Source organism: Pseudomonas sp. AIG (assembly GCF_977020205.1).
Window position 1 is genome coordinate 1 of record NZ_CDROCK010000087.1, and the last position, 14631, is coordinate 14631.

The 14631-nt window shown below is 60.1% G+C and carries 17 protein-coding genes; 12 read left to right on the plus strand and 5 right to left on the minus strand.

All coding sequences use genetic code 11. The annotated features are described in order from the left end of the window. Positions 1–87: 87 nt before the first annotated feature. The 3 genes from ACWR1S_RS29705 to ACWR1S_RS29715 form a co-directional block, all read right to left on the minus strand. Positions 88–375, minus strand: coding sequence for a PA4642 family protein (locus ACWR1S_RS29705; protein ID WP_454565995.1), 288 nt, complete (start codon positions 373–375; stop codon positions 88–90). A 63-nt stretch (positions 376–438) separates the two neighbouring features. Then, a complete protein-coding gene (locus ACWR1S_RS29710; protein WP_454565996.1) occupies positions 439–918 on the minus strand; it encodes a hypothetical protein in 480 nt (159 codons plus the stop codon). 179 nt (positions 919–1097) lie between these two features. Further along, positions 1098–1655 carry a hypoxanthine-guanine phosphoribosyltransferase gene (locus ACWR1S_RS29715; RefSeq protein WP_008086142.1) on the minus strand — a complete coding sequence of 186 codons (558 nt, stop codon included), beginning with the start codon at positions 1653–1655 and terminating at the stop codon, positions 1098–1100. 174 nt (positions 1656–1829) lie between these two features. Here ACWR1S_RS29715 and upp point away from each other — a divergent pair, with 174 nt between their 5' ends. Both upp and ACWR1S_RS29725 read left to right on the plus strand, forming a co-directional pair. Beyond that, positions 1830–2468, plus strand: a complete 639-nt coding sequence (gene upp / locus ACWR1S_RS29720) for a uracil phosphoribosyltransferase (RefSeq protein WP_007912842.1) — start codon at positions 1830–1832, stop codon at positions 2466–2468. 2 nt (positions 2469–2470) lie between these two features. Further along, a complete protein-coding gene (locus tag ACWR1S_RS29725) occupies positions 2471–3745 on the plus strand; it encodes a uracil-xanthine permease family protein (protein ID WP_454565997.1) in 1275 nt (424 codons plus the stop codon). A 115-nt stretch (positions 3746–3860) separates the two neighbouring features. Here ACWR1S_RS29725 and hemH read toward each other — a convergent pair whose 3' ends face one another. Together hemH and ACWR1S_RS29735 are read right to left on the minus strand one after the other, a co-directional pair. Further along, a complete protein-coding gene (gene hemH, locus ACWR1S_RS29730; protein ID WP_454565998.1) occupies positions 3861–4886 on the minus strand; it encodes a ferrochelatase in 1026 nt (341 codons plus the stop codon). Between the two features lie 13 nt (positions 4887–4899). Continuing rightward, positions 4900–5802 carry a TIGR01777 family oxidoreductase gene (locus ACWR1S_RS29735; RefSeq protein ID WP_454565999.1) on the minus strand — a complete coding sequence of 301 codons (903 nt, stop codon included), beginning with the start codon at positions 5800–5802 and terminating at the stop codon, positions 4900–4902. A gap of 197 nt (positions 5803–5999) precedes the next feature. On the opposite strand from ACWR1S_RS29735, the gene ACWR1S_RS29740 reads away from it, so the two are divergent. The 10 genes from ACWR1S_RS29740 to ACWR1S_RS29785 form a co-directional block, all read left to right on the plus strand. Further along, positions 6000–6986, plus strand: a complete 987-nt coding sequence (locus tag ACWR1S_RS29740; RefSeq protein ID WP_454566000.1) for an NAD(P)/FAD-dependent oxidoreductase — start codon at positions 6000–6002, stop codon at positions 6984–6986. Further along, positions 6983–7198, plus strand: a complete 216-nt coding sequence (locus ACWR1S_RS29745; protein WP_093441373.1) for a TIGR02450 family Trp-rich protein — start codon at positions 6983–6985, stop codon at positions 7196–7198. Before ACWR1S_RS29740 ends, ACWR1S_RS29745 begins: the two co-directional genes overlap by 4 nt. 217 nt (positions 7199–7415) lie before the next feature. After that, positions 7416–8378: a YbgA family protein gene (locus tag ACWR1S_RS29750; protein ID WP_454566001.1), complete on the plus strand. Its 963-nt coding sequence runs from the start codon at positions 7416–7418 to the stop codon at positions 8376–8378. Next, a complete protein-coding gene (locus ACWR1S_RS29755; RefSeq protein WP_454566002.1) occupies positions 8378–9319 on the plus strand; it encodes a MerR family transcriptional regulator in 942 nt (313 codons plus the stop codon). The genes ACWR1S_RS29750 and ACWR1S_RS29755 overlap by 1 nt, the downstream gene beginning before the upstream one ends. A 20-nt stretch (positions 9320–9339) precedes the next feature. Further along, positions 9340–10785: a deoxyribodipyrimidine photo-lyase gene (gene phrB, locus ACWR1S_RS29760; protein ID WP_454566003.1), complete on the plus strand. Its 1446-nt coding sequence runs from the start codon at positions 9340–9342 to the stop codon at positions 10783–10785. Then, entirely contained in the window at positions 10778–11200 is a 423-nt protein-coding gene (locus tag ACWR1S_RS29765) for a nuclear transport factor 2 family protein (RefSeq protein WP_016987206.1), read from the plus strand. The genes phrB and ACWR1S_RS29765 overlap by 8 nt, the downstream gene beginning before the upstream one ends. Continuing rightward, the gene (locus ACWR1S_RS29770) at positions 11197–11979 is read left to right on the plus strand and encodes an SDR family NAD(P)-dependent oxidoreductase (protein ID WP_141127545.1); all 783 of its coding nucleotides are present in this window, start codon (positions 11197–11199) and stop codon (positions 11977–11979) included. Before ACWR1S_RS29765 ends, ACWR1S_RS29770 begins: the two co-directional genes overlap by 4 nt. Beyond that, positions 11976–13223 (plus strand): NAD(P)/FAD-dependent oxidoreductase, encoded by a 1248-nt coding sequence (locus ACWR1S_RS29775; protein WP_454566004.1) that lies wholly within the window; start codon positions 11976–11978, stop codon positions 13221–13223. The genes ACWR1S_RS29770 and ACWR1S_RS29775 overlap by 4 nt, the downstream gene beginning before the upstream one ends. Beyond that, complete coding sequence (locus tag ACWR1S_RS29780) at positions 13220–14035, plus strand: DUF1365 domain-containing protein (RefSeq protein ID WP_454566005.1); 816 nt, start codon at positions 13220–13222, stop codon at positions 14033–14035. Before ACWR1S_RS29775 ends, ACWR1S_RS29780 begins: the two co-directional genes overlap by 4 nt. Further along, positions 14022–14631: class I SAM-dependent methyltransferase (locus ACWR1S_RS29785; protein ID WP_454566006.1), on the plus strand; the 610-nt coding region annotated here is incomplete at its 3' end. The genes ACWR1S_RS29780 and ACWR1S_RS29785, both read left to right, overlap by 14 nt.

Here is a 14631-nt window from a genome sequence, read left to right on the forward strand (position 1 = left end):
GCAGTGTTCAAAAGCGGGTTGAATGGTGGGGCGAGTCCATACATAGGAGCTGCCGCAGGCTGCGATCTTTTGATCTTGACCTTGATCTTAGCCGCGGGCCTTGTCGATCAGCTCGATGTACTCGGCCGCGTTGCGCTGATCCTTGATCTGCTCAACAAACGTCTGACCGTGCTCGTCTTTGCCATCAACGTCATAACCGGCAGCAACGAAGAAGCCCAGGAAGCGCTCGAAGTCATCGATACGCAGGCCACGGTAGGCCTTGATCAATTTGTGCAGCGACGGAGAGGTGGCGTCGACCGGCTCAAAATCGAGGAACAGCTTGATCTGCTCATCGCCGATCTCGTCACCAATCACTTGTTTCTTATCTTTACGCATTGCCGACTCCAGCTCGCAGACATTACACGGGGCGAGCAGTTTACCCCTGCCCGGTCGCCCGGCTCAACGCGATCGCACCGCCCCGGTGTGCAAATCGGCCCAGATATGGCCGTTGGCGTAACTGAGGAACTGCACATACACGGTGTCATTGCGCAGCAGATCGATGATCACCCGGTACTGGGCCAACGGGTAATACAGCGTCAGGGTCTTGCTCTTGTCGTCGTAGATCGGCTTTTTCAGGCTTTTGCTTTCGCCATCGAAATTGACCAGCACCTGAGTGATCGTCGCGCCCTTGTTCAGGGACTTGCCTTTGAGGCGGATCATCAGCGGCGACGTGACCGGGATCGGCTGCTGATTGGACTGGCGCTGCGCGCCCACCACTACGGAGTAGTCGGTGACTTGCATGAGTTGTTGCTGCTCGGGTTCGGCATCGCGCACGGTCAGATCGTCCGGCGGCAGGAACTGGCTGTGCATCGGCGCGGCAAAAAGCGGCAGGCTGAGGGTCAGTAAAAGCGCGGCGAGGCTGCGGATCAAGAGGCGCATGACAGGCTCCGGGGGGCGGGGCCGAGCACTCTAGCATGGGTGTACAAAAACGGATCAGCACACAAAAAACAACTGTAGGAGTGAGCCTGCTCGCGATAGCGCTGTGTCAGCAACGTTGATGTTGACTGATACGACGCTATCGCGAGCAGGCTCACTCCTACAGGGGATGGTGCAGGGTCTTACATGCCCTTAACGGCAAAGATCCCGTTGGCGTTGCGCCAGTAGCCTTTGTAGTCCATGCCGTAACCGAAGATGTAACGGTCGATGCACGGCAGGCCGACGAAATCGGCTTTCAGATCCGGACGCGCCTTGCGGTCGTGGTCCTTGTCGATCAGCACGGCGGTGTGCACTTTGCGCGCGCCGGCGTGTTTGCAGAAGTCGATGATCGCGCCGAGGGTGTGACCTTCGTCGAGGATGTCGTCGATGATCAGCACATCACGGTCGATGAACGAGACTTCCGGCTTGGCTTTCCAGAACAGGTCGCCGCCGCTGGTTTCGTTACGATAACGGGTCGCGTGCAGGTAGGACGCTTCCAGCGGGAATTGCAGATGCGTCAGCAGCTTGCCGGAGAAAATCAGGCCGCCGTTCATCACGCAGAACACCACCGGGTTGCTGTCAGCCAGTTGTTCGTTGATTTGTGCACCGACACGGGCGATGGCCGCCTCGACTTCAGCTTCGGTGTACAGGCAGTCAGCCTCTCGCATGATTTGACGGATATGCTCGAGATCAGCGGACATGGCGCTCTCCAGGGGGGAATGTGGGGGGGTATGGCTGCGAAAAGCGGGCAAAGGTACGCATCTCGCGGGGCCGAATCAAGCCTTTATGGACTAACGTACAGAATGTCCTATAGGACATCACCCTCGGATAGATTAATCTAGGCCGGTTTTTTTGCCCGCCGCCGGAGTTTTTCCATGCCCATCCTCGAGATCCGCCATCCGCTGATCCGTCATAAACTCGGCCTGATGCGCCGCGCCGATATCAGCACCAAGAACTTCCGTGAGCTCGCTCAGGAAGTCGGCGCCCTGTTGACCTATGAAGCTACAAAAGATTTGCCGCTGGAGTCCTACGATATTGCAGGCTGGTGCGGCACCGTGTCGGTCGAGAAAATCGCCGGCAAGAAGATCACCGTCGTGCCGATCCTGCGCGCCGGCATCGGCATGCTTGAAGGCGTGCTGAGCCTGATCCCGGGCGCCAAGGTCTCCGCTGTGGGCGTTGCCCGCAACGAAGAAACCCTGCAAGCGCACACCTACCTGGAAAAACTGGTTCCGGAAATCGACGAACGGTTGGCGATGATCATCGACCCGATGCTCGCTACCGGCAGCTCGATGGTTGCGACCATTGATCTGTTGAAGAAAGCCGGCTGCAAGGACATCCGCGCGATGGTGCTGGTTGCCGCACCGGAAGGTATTGCAGCAGTAGAAAAAGCTCACCCGGACGTGACCATCTACACCGCGTCCATCGATGAGCGCTTGAACGAGCACGGTTACATCATCCCAGGACTTGGCGACGCCGGTGACAAGATCTTCGGCACCAAGCAGAAGGACGCGTGACCATGCAGCAAGAGTTCAACGATCCGCTCTGGCGCACGGTGCTGTCCGGCGCCCAGATGCTGTTCGTGGCTTTCGGCGCCCTGGTGCTGATGCCGCTGATCACGGGCCTGGACCCGAACGTGGCACTGTTTACCGCGGGTTTAGGGACGATCCTGTTCCAGATCGTCACCGGGCGTCAGGTGCCGGTGTTTCTGGCGTCGAGCTTCGCTTTCATCACCCCGATCATTCTCGCCAAGGGCCAGTTCGGCCTCGCCGCGACCATGGGCGGGGTGATGGCGGCCGGTTTCGTCTACACCTTCTTAGGCCTTGCCGTGAAGATCAAAGGCACCAGTTTCATCGACCGTCTGCTGCCACCGGTGGTGATTGGTCCGGTGATCATTTCCATTGGCCTGGCCATGGCGCCGATTGCCGCGAACATGGCGATGGGCAAGGCGGGCGACGGTTCTGAACTGATCCACTACCAGACCGCGATGCTGATCTCGATGCCGGCACTGCTGACCACGTTGATCGTGGCGGTGTTCGGTAAAGGCATCTTCCGTCTGGTGCCGATCATTTCCGGCGTGCTGGTCGGTTTTGGTATGGCGTTCTATTTCGGCGTCGTTGATACCGCGAAGATTGCCGCCGCGCCATGGTTTGCGATCCCGCATTTCACCGCGCCGGAGTTCAACTGGCAGGCGATTCTGTTCATCGTTCCGGTGGCATTGGCCCCGGCCATTGAACACATCGGCGGCGTGATTGCCGTCGGCAGCGTGACCGGTCGTGACTACCTGAAGAAGCCGGGCCTGCATCGCACCCTGCTCGGTGACGGCATTGCTACCACCGCCGCCGGTCTGTTCGGCGGTCCGCCAAACACCACCTACGCCGAAGTGACGGGCGCGGTGATGCTGACCAAGAACTACAACCCGAAAATCATGACCTGGGCGGCGATCTTCGCCATCAGCCTGGCGTTCATCGGCAAGTTCGGCGCGCTGCTGCAAAGCATTCCGGTGCCGGTGATGGGCGGGATTCTGTGCCTGTTGTTCGGTTCAATCGCCGCGGTGGGCATGAACACCCTGATCCGTCACAAGATCGATCTGGGCGAAGCGCGCAATCTGGTGATCGTCTCGGTGACGTTGGTGTTCGGGATTGGCGGTGTGCTGGTCGGCACCGGTACCGGTCCGGACGACTTCGGCCTCAAAGGCATCGCGCTGTGCGCGGTGGTGGCGATTGCGCTGAACCTGATTCTGCCGGGCAATGATGGCTGGAAGAACAAGAAGGCGGATGAGCCGCTGATCTAAAACTTTAGATCTGATCGTTCCCACGCTCTGCGTGGGAATGCAGCCCGTGACGCTCCGCGTCACTGGACGCAGAGCGTCCCTAGAGGCATTCCCACGCAGAGCGTGGGAACGATCATCACAACGCCAGCGGCGCTCGTTCGCAGAGGGTTGCCAACGCCTTCGCCCATTGCCGGTCGTCGTTCAGGCACGGCACCAACACCAATTCCTCGCCCCCCGCTTCGCGGAACTGTTCCTTGCCGCGATCACCGATCTCTTCCAGCGTCTCGATGCAGTCGGCGACAAACGCCGGGCACATCACCAGAATCTTCTTCACGCCGCTTTTCGCCAGTTCATCCAGCCGCGCTTCGGTGTACGGTTCGATCCACTTGGCCCGGCCCAGACGCGACTGAAACGACACCGACCACTTGCCCTCCGGCAAGCCCATGCGCTCAGCGAACAACGCTGCGGTACGCAGGCATTGCGCGCGATAACAGGTCGCCAATACCGCAGGCGAAGCGTTCTTGCAGCAGTCGTCATTCTTGAAGCAATGATTGCCGGTCGGATCGAGTTTGGTCAGATGCCGCTCGGGCAAACCGTGGAAGCTCAGCAGCAAGTGATCGTAATCCTGCTGCAGATGCGGCTTCGCGCTTTCAACCAGCGCATCGAGATATTCCGGCTGATCGTAGAACGGCTGCAGCACCGACAGTTGCACGTCGAGTTTCTTCTGCCGGATTACCCGTTTCGCTTCTTCGATCACCGTGGTTGTGGTGCTGTCGGCGAACTGTGGATACAGCGGCGCCAGCGTGATGCGCTTGTGCCCCGCCGCAACCAGTTTGAGCAAGCAGGTTTCAATCGACGGCTCGCCGTAACGCATCGCCAACTCGACCGGGCCGTGGGTCCACTGCGAGGTCATCTGCTGTTGCAGGCGACGGCTGAGCACCACCAGCGGCGAACCCTCCTCCCACCAGATCGACGCATAGGCGTGGGCCGATTGCTCTGGGCGTTTGATCAGGATCAGCGACACCAGCAGACGCCGCACCGGCCATGGCAGGTCGATCACATACGGGTCCATCAGGAATTGATTGAGGTAGCTGCGCACATCGGCCACCGAGGTAGAGGCCGGGGAACCCAGGTTGACCAGAAGCAAGGCGTGATCGGTCATGCAACGTCCTATTTCAGAGGCGGCTGGAGAGATCATCCAGAGCCGCGCGTAAATCCGTGAACTGGAAAGTGAAACCCGCTTCCAGCAAGCGTGCCGGCATAGCCTTCTGGCCGCCGAGCAACAACAAAGACATCTCACCGAGGCCGACCTTCAGCGCCAGCGTCGGCATCGGCATGAACGCCGGGCGGTGTAAAACGCTGCCCAGCGTCTTGGCAAATTCGCGATTGCGCACCGGTTGCGGTGCGCACGCATTATAAGGACCAGCGGCCTGCTCGCGGTGCAGAAGAAAATCAATCAGGGCGATTTGATCGTTGATATGAATCCACGGCATCCACTGCCGACCATTGCCCAACGGCCCGCCCAGACCGAGTTTGAACGGCAACAGCAAGCGCGACAAAAAGCCGCCCTCGGCCGACAGCACCAGCCCGGTTCGCACCAGCACCACGCGGATGCCCTGCGCTTCGGCGCGCAGTGCGGTTTCCTCCCAGGCGATGCACAACTGGCTGGCGAAATCGTCGATCACCGGCGGCGATTCTTCGGTCAACTCGCGCTCACCACCGTCGCCATACCAGCCGATCGCCGAACCGGAGATCAGCAGCGGCGGTTTCTGCGCTCGCGTGTCGAGCCAGGCCAACAGCGTTTCTGTGAGTTTGATACGGCTGCTCCACAGCAACGCTTTGCGGCGATGGGTCCACGGCCGATCGGCAATTGGCGCGCCAGCCAGATTGATGATCGCGTCCACGGATTCTTCGCCGAGGTCTTCCAGACGCGCGATGCCACGCACCTGCGCACCGCAAATCTTCGCGACTTTCTCCGGCTCGCGGCTCCACACCGTCAAGCGATGCCCCTGCTGCAACCAGTGTCGGCAGAGCTGACGTCCGATCAAACCAGTACCGCCGGTCAGCAATATGTGCATCACATCTCCCTCGCGTGGCGTTTAACCCGGATCACTAGTCTATTTTTATAAGCAGGGATCTTTTCTATCGGGCAGGCTCTATTGTTTAACCATAGGCCAAGCTGTCAGAACGAGAACGCTAGAAGTTATACCAAAAAACAAAATTGTACAGGTTTCATCCACGGCGTAGTCTGTACAGAAAGGTAAACGAGGCCCCTATGACTGTACCTATCGCAATCATCGGCACCGGCATCGCCGGGCTCTCCGCCGCCCAGGCTCTGACAGAGAGCGGGCATACCATCCAATTATTCGACAAGAGTCGCGGCAGCGGCGGCCGCATGTCGAGCAAGCGCAGCGACGCTGGCTCGCTGGACATGGGCGCGCAATATTTCACCGCCCGTGACCGGCGCTTCGTCACCGAAGTGCAGCGTTGGCAAAGCCAGGGCTGGGTCGCCGAGTGGACGCCACAGCTCTACACCTACCAGGGCGGGCAGCTGAATCTGTCGCCGGACGAGCAGACCCGCTGGGTCGGCACGCCGCGCATGAGCGCCATCACCCGTGGTTTGCTCGACGGTCTGGAAGTGCATTTCGCCTGCCGGATTACCGAAGTTTTTCGCGGTGAAGAGCACTGGCATTTGCAAGACGCCGAAGGCTTCACCCACGGGCCGTTCAGCCACGTGGTGATTGCCACGCCAGCGCCGCAAGCGACGGCATTACTGGCCGCTGCGCCGAAGCTGGCCGGTGCCGCCGCCGGGGTGAAAATGGAGCCGACCTGGGCCGTCGCCCTCGCCTTCGAAACGCCGCTGGATACGCCGATCGAAGGCTGCTTCGTACAAGACAGCCCACTCGACTGGCTGGCGCGCAACCGCAGCAAACCGGGACGCGACACCACCCTCGACACGTGGGTGCTGCATGCCACCAGCGCGTGGAGCCGGCAACACATCGACCTGTCCAAGGAAGCGGTGATCGAGCATCTGCACGGTGCGTTTGCCGAATTGCTGCACAGCGCCATGCCCGCGCCAACCTTCAGCCTCGCCCACCGCTGGCTCTACGCACGTCCGGCGACGGGCCACGAATGGGGCACCCTGGCCGATGCCGATCTGGGTTTGTATGCTTGCGGCGACTGGTGCCTGTCCGGGCGCGTCGAAGGCGCTTGGCTCAGTGGCCAGGAAGCAGCGCGACGCTTGCACGAACACCTGCAATGAACCGCATCAATCCGCGTAAATTGCTGCTGTCGAAATGGACAGCAGCCCACCCGCAGAATCGTGAAAAACACTTTCTGGTGACAGAGCTGTTTCGCGACGAGGAAGGCACGGTGCTGGAGGTTGAGTTGCAGGCGGTGTTGACCCAACGTGCTGAGCGACTCGATTGGCAGACACTACAAAACAACGCTGAATGGCTGCAAGGCTGGAAATAGCCACCGACCATTGTGGGAGCGAGCTTGCTCGCGAATGCGGATTAACATTCAACAGATGCATTGAATGACATACCGCTATCGCGAGCAGGCTCACTCCTACAGGAATCGCATCAACCAAAAAAGTTATACAAATAATTTGACTTGTACACCCACGAATCTATGCTGAAGAAAGTTGTACAGAGATTTGCCTCTGTACAGGTACAGATTCGAGGTGCCCATGTCAGATCCTTGCGTAGCCAAGCCAAAAATCGCCATCAGCGCCTGCCTGCTGGGTGCCGAGGTACGCTACAACGGTGGCCACAAGGAATCACGCCTGTGCAGCCGTACCCTCACCGAGCATTTCGACTTCGTCCCGCTGTGTCCGGAAGTGGCGATCGGCTTGGGCATTCCCCGCGAGCCGATCCGCCTCGTCGGCGATCCAGAACATCCTGAAGCCATTGGCACGGTCAACCCAACGATCAACGTCACCCAGCCACTGGCCGAATACGGCGAGAAAATGGCCGCTGAACTCGACGACATCTGCGGCTACATCTTCATGCAGCAATCGCCGTCCTGCGGCCTGGAACGGGTCAAGGTCTACCACACCAACGGCGCCCCGGTGAACGGCGGCGGGCGCGGGATTTACGCCCAGGCGTTCTGCGCACAGCACCCGGATCTGCCCGTGGAAGAAGCCGGGCGCCTCAACGATCCGGTGCTGCGCGAAAATTTCATCACCCGTGTGTTCGCCTACAGCGAATGGCAACAAGTCCTCGCTGGCGGCCTGAGCCGTCGCGCCCTCACCGAATTTCATTCGCGCTACAAATACTTGCTGATGGCGCACAACCCGCTGCAATACAAAGCGCTGGGCAAACTGCTCGGCAACATGGCCGACACCGATCCCGTCGAACTCGGCCCACGCTACTTCAGCGAGCTGATGGCAGCGTTGAAGAAATGCGCCACCCGCGGCACCCACAGCAATGTTCTGCAGCACATCAGCGGTTATCTGAAACAGGCGATCAGCGCCGAAGACAAACAGGAAATGCAACACGTCATCGGCCAGTACCGCCAAGGCATCGTGCCGCTGGTGGTGCCGTTGACATTGCTCAAGCATCACTTTCGCCTCCATCCGGATTCGTACATCGCGCAACAGGTTTACCTGCAACCGCACCCGGAAAACCTCAGCCTGCGAAACGCAATCTAATGAACGACAAACTCGATAGCAGTGCCCAGGAAGACCTTGGCGCTGATTTTAAAAAAGCCCTCGACGAGGGCTGGCTGCCGATCCGCGAAGTCGCGCGGCAGACCGGCGTCAACGCCATCACCCTACGGGCATGGGAACGCCGCTACGGGCTAGTGGTCCCGCAACGCACGCCCAAGGGGCACCGGCTCTACTCGGCCGAACATGTGCAGCGAATTCTGACCATCCTCACCTGGCTCAACCGTGGCGTGGCAGTCAGTCAGGTCAAACCACTGCTCGACACGCCACAGGCGTTCAGCGAATCGGTGGAAAACGACTGGCAACGCTTGCGCCAGACGTTGCTGACCGCCGTCACGCAACTCAGTGAACGCAGCCTCGATGACAGCGTCAATCAGGCCATGGCCCTCTATCCGCCACGCACGTTGTGCGAGCAATTGCTGATGCCGCTGCTGGCTGAACTGGAGCAGCGCTGGCAGGGCCAATTCGGCGCGCAGATGGAGCGCCTGTTCTTTTATTCGTGGTTACGCAGCAAATTCGGCGCACGCATCTACCATAACAATCGTCAGTTGAATGGCGCCCCGCTGTTGTTAATCAATCACTCCGACCTGTCACTGGAACCTCATCTGTGGCTATGCGCGTGGCTGATCAGTAGCGCTGATTGTCCGGTGCAAGTGTTTGACTGGCCGTTGCCGGCGGGAGAACTGGCACTGGCTGTCGAACACCTGCAAGCCCGTGGCGTACTGCTGTATTCCAGCAAAGCCATGAACCTTGCGCAGTTGCCGAAACTATTGACGGGGGCGAGTTGCCCAAAACTGATCGTCGGACCAACGGTATGCATCCACCACGCCGAGTTGTCCGTAAGAACTTCCGAGATTGTTGATTTGTTCCTGGCTGAAGATCCGCTGATGGCGCACCAGGTACTCGTTCAGCGTGGGCTGATTTAATGGACGCAGTGAGTTCCGACATGCAATTGATCTGGCTGCGCAGCGACCTGCGCCAACATGACAACACTGCCCTCGCGGCCGCCGCCGCGCGCGGCCCGACGGTCGCCGTGTACCTGTTGAGCCCCCAGCAGTGGCTGGAACATGACGATGCGCCGTGCAAGGTCGACTTCTGGTTGCGCAACCTGCGTGAGCTGAGCGCCAGCCTTGGCCAACTCAACATCCCGTTGCTGATTCGCACTGCAACCCATTGGGATCAAGCCCCGGCGGAACTGCTCAAACTCTGCCGGCAACTGAAGATTGCGGCGGTTCACGTCAATGAAGAATATGGCGTCCACGAAAGCCGTCGCGATGCAGCGGTAGGCGAAACACTAAAGGCCGAAGGCATCACCTTTCACAGCTATCTCGACCAGTTGCTGTTCAAACCCGGCACGGTGCTGACCAAGACCGACAGTTACTTCAAGGTGTTCAGCCAGTTTCGCAAAGTCTGTTACGAACGCCTGCATCGCTCGATGCCCGCGTTGGTCAAGGCCCCAGGTAAACAGGCAAAACTGGCGATAGACAGCGACCCGATTCCCGACGCCGTCAAAGGCTTCTCCACCCCGAGCCAATCCCTGCGCGATCTGTGGCCCGCCGGCGAACAGGAAGCCCGACGCCGCCTCGACACCTTCACCGACGCGCAGATCGATTACTACCAGAGCGAACGCGACTTCCCGGCCAAACCCGGCACCAGTCAGCTCTCGGCGTATCTCGCTGCCGGCGTGATCTCACCGCGCCAATGCCTGCACGCCGCCCTGCAAAGCAATCAGGGCGAGTTCGAAAGCGGCAAGGTCGGTGCGGTCACCTGGATCAACGAGCTGCTGTGGCGCGAGTTCTACAAACACATCCTGGTCGGCTATCCACGGGTCTCGCGGCACCGCGCCTTTCGCCCGGAAACCGAAGCCCTCGCCTGGCGTGATGCGCCGGACGATCTCGCCGCGTGGCAAGAGGCGCGCACCGGGCTGCCGATCATCGATGCGGCCATGCGCCAATTGCTCGAAACCGGCTGGATGCACAATCGCCTGCGCATGGTCGTGGCGATGTTCCTGACCAAAAACCTGTTGATCGACTGGCGCGAAGGCGAGCGCTTTTTCATGCGCCACCTCATCGACGGCGATCTGGCGGCGAACAACGGTGGCTGGCAATGGAGTTCGTCGACGGGCACCGATTCGGCGCCGTACTTCCGCATCTTCAACCCGTTGAGCCAGTCGGAAAAATTCGACAGCGAAGGCCTGTTCATCAAGCACTGGCTGCCGGAACTGGCCGACCTCAACAAAAAACAAGTGCACAACCCTGCCGACGTCGGTGGGTTGTTCGGCGCTGCGGATTATCCGTCGCCGATCGTCAACCTCAGCACCTCACGCCAAAGGGCCTTGGCAGCCTTCAAGAACCTGCCTGCGCGTACGTCTACAGGAGGCGACGATGAGTGAATTCCTGCGCCGCTTCGCCCGGCAATTTTCAGCGTTGAACAAAGACAACCTGCAAAGCCTGGGCGAGCTGTACAGCGATGACATTCACTTCACCGACCCGCTGCACGAAGTGCAGGGGCTGGCACAGCTTCGCGACTACTTCGGCGAGCTATACGCCAACGTCAGCGAGCTGCGTTTCGACTTTCATGGTTTCGACCAGATCGGCGACTGCGAAGGCTACTTGCGCTGGGTCATGAGTTATCGCCACCCGCGTCTGGCGGGTGGCCGCGTGATTCGCGTCAGCGGTTGCTCGCACTTGCTGTGGCACGACAAGGTTTATCGCCATCGGGATTATTTTGATGCCGGGGCGCTGCTGTATGAACACTTGCCAGTATTGGGCCGGGTCATCGCCTGGCTGAAAAGGAGAATGGGATGAGTCGTACACCTCCACGGCGTTATTGGTTGACCGGGGCCAGCAGTGGCATCGGCGCCGCGCTGGCTGAAGAGATCCTGAAAACCGGCGCGCACCTGGCGGTCAGTTCCCGTCAGATCGCCCCGCTCAAGGTCTTGTCGCAACGCTATCCGGGGCAGGTTTTGGTGGTACCGGGGGATCTGACCAACAGCCAGACGGTGCGCGAAATCGGCGAGCAGATCGCCGAGGACTGGGGTTCGCTGGACTCGGTGATTCTCAACGCTGGCACCTGCGAATACGTCGATGCCAAACAGTTCGACTCCTCGATCATCGAGCATGTGGTGCGTACCAATCTGCTCGCCAGCAGTTATTGCATCGAGGCCGCGCTGCCGCTGCTGCGCAAAGGCACCGCGCCGCATCTGATCGGGGTAGCCAGTTCGGTCACCTACCTGCCGCTGCCACGGGCCGAAGCCTACGGCGCCTCGAAGGCCGGTTTGCGTTACCTGTTCGAATCGCTGCGCATTGATCTGGCCGACGAAGGCATTGAAGTCACCGTGGTCAGCCCCGGTTTTGTCGAAACGCCGCTGACTGCCAAAAACGATTTCCCCATGCCGTTGAGCTGGCCTGTGGATAAAGCCGCGCGGCACATCTTCGCCAAGCTCAAGGACCGGCCGCTGGAAATCGCCTTTCCGGCACTGTTCATGGCCGCGTTGTGGCCGCTGTCGAAACTTCCGTCGCGGGTACAACTGGCAATCGGCAAGCGCATGGTGCGCAAGTCACCTCCGCTGACGGATCCGACATGAAAATTGCCATCGTCGGCAGCGGGATCGCCGGGCTGACTTGCGCCCACCTGCTCAATCGCCGGCACGAGATCACGGTGTTCGAGGCCAGCGACTGGGTCGGTGGCCACACGCACACCGTCGACGTCACCGTCGCAGGACGGCAGTACGCCGTGGACACTGGCTTCATCGTCTTCAACGACTGGACCTACCCGAACTTCATCCGTTTGCTCGGCCAGCTCGGCGTGGCGTTCAAACCGACGGAAATGAGTTTCTCGGTGACCGACCCGGACACCGGTCTGGAATACAACGGCAATAACCTCAACAGCCTCTTCGCCCAGCGCAGCAATCTGTTTTCACCGGGGTTCTGGGGCATGTTGCGCGACATTCTGCGCTTCAACAAAGAAGCCCAGCGCGACCTCGTCGAACTGCGCATCGCTGCCGACACCACCCTTGACGACTACCTCAAGGCTGGCGGTTACGGTGAACGCTTCATCCTGCATTACATCGTGCCGATGGGTTCGGCGATCTGGTCGATGCCAATGGCGGAAATGCTCAATTTCCCGCTGCAGTTTTTCGTGCGGTTCTTCAAGAACCATGGGCTGTTGTCGGTCAGTGATCGTCCGCAGTGGCAAGTCATCGAAGGCGGTTCCAGCGCTTATGTCGCGCCGCTGACTGCAGCGTTCAAGGACAGGATTCGCCTCAATTGCCCGGTCACGCGGGTTGATCGTGACGTGCATGGCGTAGTTATCCACAGCCCGGCAGGCCTCGAACACTTCGATCAGGTGGTATTCGCCTGCCACAGCGATCAAGCGTTGCAACTGCTGGCGGTCCCGAGCGATGCCGAACGCGCGATCCTCGGCGCCCTGCCCTACGCCGACAATGAAGTGGTGCTGCACACCGACACGCGTTTACTGCCCACGCGAAAACTGGCCTGGGCCAGCTGGAACTATCGCCTCAGTGGCGCCGGCCATACTCACGCCGCCGTCACCTACGACATGAACATTCTGCAGGGCATTCAGAGCGACACCACGTTCTGCGTCAGCCTCAATCAGAGCGCCGGCATCAGCCCGGACAAAGTGCTTGCCCGTTACACCTATGCCCATCCGCAATTCAGCCTCGCAGCAGCGGCCGCACAGCAACGCTGGGGCGAACTCGATGGCGCGCAGCACACGCATTATTGCGGCGCCTATTGGGCCAACGGTTTTCATGAGGACGGTGTGGTCAGCGCCTTGCGTGTGGCCGCCGCGTTTGGGGAAACCCTATGAACAGCGCCCTGTACAGCGGCTGGATCGGCCATCGGCGTTTTTCGCCGCGCCGCCATGAGTTCCGCTACCGGATCGGTTTGCTCTACCTCGATCTCAGTGAACAGGACGCCGTGCTTGCACTGTCACCGCTGGCCGGGCGCAGTCGCTTTGCGCCGTTTTCATTTCGCGAGACTGACTACCTGAAGACTTTTACCAGCCGTGGCATGCGCCTGATCGATGCCGTGCGTCAGCAGGTCGGGCTCGCTATCGGCCATGAACCGCAAGGCTCGATTTGCCTGCTGACCCAGGCGCGCAGTTGGGGGCTGTCGTTTAATCCGGTGAGTTTCTTTTACTGCCATGAGGCCGACGGGCAACTCGCCGCGATTGTCTGCGAAGTCACCAACACGCCGTGGCGCGAGCGCTATCACTACGTGCTGCCGGCGCGCACGCCCGTCGATCTGCAGGATTTTCACCAGCACTTCGCCGTGGCCAAGGCCTTTCACGTTTCGCCGTTCTTGCCGCGCGATCTCGAATATCGCATGAGTTTCAGTCCCGCCGCGCAAACCCTCGGTGTGCACATGGCCGACTGGCAAGGCGAGCAAAAACTGTTCGACGCCACACTCAATCTGCAACGCGAAAATCTTGATCGTCGCAGCCTGCATCGTTACTTGCGGCGCTTTCCGTGGATGACCGCGAAAACTGCCTTGGCGATTTACTGGCAGGCACTGCGCCTGCTGCTCAAACGCGTACCGCTCTTTGCTCATCAGGCTGCCGACGGCAGTTTTCAAACCGCCACTGTGCCTCCCAAGGAGCACCGCCATGAAATCCTCTAGTCTGTCGGTCAGTCGGCTCAGCACCAACGGTTTGACCGGGTCGCTGCTGCGCCGTGGCGTGTTGCGCCAATTGGCCCAACTGAAAAACGGGCAACTGCTGGTGGTCGAGGATGGCGAACGGCTGATGTTCGGTACACCGGGCAGTGCTTTGCTCGGGGAAATCCATGTGCTGGATCCGGCCGTCTGGGGCATGGTCGCCGGCAACGGTTCGATTGGTGCCGGTGAGGCTTTTATCCACGGTTATTGGAGTTCACCGGATCTGACGGCGGTGGTCCGCGTGTTCGTCAGTAATCTCGACGTGCTCGATGCCATGGAGGGCGGCCTGGCACGCCTCGGCCGGCCGTTGGTGCAAGGCCTGCATTGGCTCAACCGCAATACGCGCAAGGGTTCGCAGAAAAACATCGCCGCGCACTACGACCTCGGCAACGATCTGTTCGAGCAATTTCTTGATCCGACCATGATGTATTCGGCGGCGCAGTTCCTTACGCCAGAGGACAGCCTCGAACAGGCGCAGTTGAACAAACTGCAGCGGATCTGCCAGAAGCTCGCGCTGCAACCCGGCGACCATCTGCTCGAGATCGGCACCGGTTGGGGCA

Excerpts from the sequence above, each read along its gene's own strand:
- ACWR1S_RS29705 (WP_454565995.1), bottom strand. The coding sequence starts at position 375 with ATGCGTAAAGATAAGAAACAAGTGATTGGTGACGAGATCGGCGATGAG.
- ACWR1S_RS29710 (WP_454565996.1), bottom strand. The coding sequence starts at position 918 with ATGCGCCTCTTGATCCGCAGCCTCGCCGCGCTTTTACTGACCCTCAGC.
- ACWR1S_RS29715 (WP_008086142.1), bottom strand. The coding sequence starts at position 1,655 with ATGTCCGCTGATCTCGAGCATATCCGTCAAATCATGCGAGAGGCTGAC.
- upp (WP_007912842.1), top strand. The coding sequence starts at position 1,830 with ATGCCCATCCTCGAGATCCGCCATCCGCTGATCCGTCATAAACTCGGC.
- ACWR1S_RS29725 (WP_454565997.1), top strand. The coding sequence starts at position 2,471 with ATGCAGCAAGAGTTCAACGATCCGCTCTGGCGCACGGTGCTGTCCGGC.
- hemH (WP_454565998.1), bottom strand. The coding sequence starts at position 4,886 with ATGACCGATCACGCCTTGCTTCTGGTCAACCTGGGTTCCCCGGCCTCT.
- ACWR1S_RS29735 (WP_454565999.1), bottom strand. The coding sequence starts at position 5,802 with ATGCACATATTGCTGACCGGCGGTACTGGTTTGATCGGACGTCAGCTC.
- ACWR1S_RS29740 (WP_454566000.1), top strand. The coding sequence starts at position 6,000 with ATGACTGTACCTATCGCAATCATCGGCACCGGCATCGCCGGGCTCTCC.
- ACWR1S_RS29745 (WP_093441373.1), top strand. The coding sequence starts at position 6,983 with ATGAACCGCATCAATCCGCGTAAATTGCTGCTGTCGAAATGGACAGCA.
- ACWR1S_RS29750 (WP_454566001.1), top strand. The coding sequence starts at position 7,416 with ATGTCAGATCCTTGCGTAGCCAAGCCAAAAATCGCCATCAGCGCCTGC.
- ACWR1S_RS29755 (WP_454566002.1), top strand. The coding sequence starts at position 8,378 with ATGAACGACAAACTCGATAGCAGTGCCCAGGAAGACCTTGGCGCTGAT.
- phrB (WP_454566003.1), top strand. The coding sequence starts at position 9,340 with ATGCAATTGATCTGGCTGCGCAGCGACCTGCGCCAACATGACAACACT.
- ACWR1S_RS29765 (WP_016987206.1), top strand. The coding sequence starts at position 10,778 with ATGAGTGAATTCCTGCGCCGCTTCGCCCGGCAATTTTCAGCGTTGAAC.
- ACWR1S_RS29770 (WP_141127545.1), top strand. The coding sequence starts at position 11,197 with ATGAGTCGTACACCTCCACGGCGTTATTGGTTGACCGGGGCCAGCAGT.
- ACWR1S_RS29775 (WP_454566004.1), top strand. The coding sequence starts at position 11,976 with ATGAAAATTGCCATCGTCGGCAGCGGGATCGCCGGGCTGACTTGCGCC.
- ACWR1S_RS29780 (WP_454566005.1), top strand. The coding sequence starts at position 13,220 with ATGAACAGCGCCCTGTACAGCGGCTGGATCGGCCATCGGCGTTTTTCG.